We start from the raw sequence: 1,058 nt of genomic DNA, 5'->3' as shown, positions 1-1,058 counted from the left end.
GGCCCGCCCTCGGAGCCGTAGCCCGAATCCTTGATGCCGCCGAAGGGCATCTCGGCGCTGGGCATGGCCGGCATGTTGATCCACAGCATGCCCACTTCCACCCGGCGCGACAGCAGGTCGGCGTTCTTCAGCGACTTCGTGAACGCATAACCGGCCAGGCCGTACGACAGGCGGTTGGCTTCCTTGATCGCCTCGTCGAGGCTGGTGAAGCCGCGGATGCCGGCCACCGGCCCGAAGGGCTCGTCGTTGAACAGCTTGGCTTGCAGCGGCACGTCCACCAGCACGGTCGGCTCCCAGAAGTTGCCCGCGTCGCCGATGCGCTTGCCGCCCGTGAGCACCTGCGCGCCGTGCTTCTCGGCGTCGGACTGGAATTCCGCCATCGCCGTCAGGCGGCGCGGATTGGCCAGCGGCCCCATCTGCGTGCCTTCGGCCAGGCCGTCGCCGACCTTCAGGCCCTGCGCGTACTTGGCCATCGCCTGCGCGAACTCGTTCTTCACGCTCTCGTGCACCAGGAAGCGGGTGGGCGAGATGCAGACCTGCCCCGCGTTGCGGAACTTGGCGCCGCCGGCGGACTTCACGGCCAGCGCGATGTCGGCGTCCTCGCAGACGATCACCGGCGCGTGCCCGCCCAGTTCCATCGTCACGCGCTTCATGTGCTGGCCCGCCAGGCCGGCCAGCTGCTTGCCCACCGGCGTGGAGCCGGTGAAGGTGATCTTGCGGATCACCGGGTGCGGAATGAGGTAGCCCGAGATCTCGGCCGGGTTGCCGTACACCAGGCCCAGCACGCCGGGCGGGATGCCCGCATCGGCGAAGGCCTTGATCAGCGCGGCGGCGGACGAGGGCGTCTCCTCCGGCGCCTTGACGATCATCGAGCAGCCGGCGGCCAGCGCCGCGCCGACCTTGCGCACGATCTGGTTGATCGGGAAGTTCCAGGGCGTGAAGGCGGCCACCGGGCCCACCGGGTCCTTGAGCACCATCTGGCGCAGCTCCGGCTTGAAGCGCGAGGGCACGATGCGCCCGTAGACGCGGAAGCCCTCTTCGGCGAACCACTCGATGAT

Annotated in this window: 1 protein-coding gene; it reads right to left on the bottom strand. The window is 69.3% G+C overall.

Annotated features, from left to right (window positions below; all coding sequences use genetic code 11):
- Positions 1 to 1,058 (bottom strand): NAD-dependent succinate-semialdehyde dehydrogenase (locus WG923_RS30305; RefSeq protein WP_340354769.1); only part of this gene is annotated, 1,058 nt, incomplete at both ends.

The organism is Ramlibacter sp. AN1133, from assembly GCF_037890035.1.
Classification (GTDB): domain Bacteria; phylum Pseudomonadota; class Gammaproteobacteria; order Burkholderiales; family Burkholderiaceae_C; genus Ramlibacter.
This window is presented reverse-complemented; position numbering and strand designations above follow the sequence as displayed.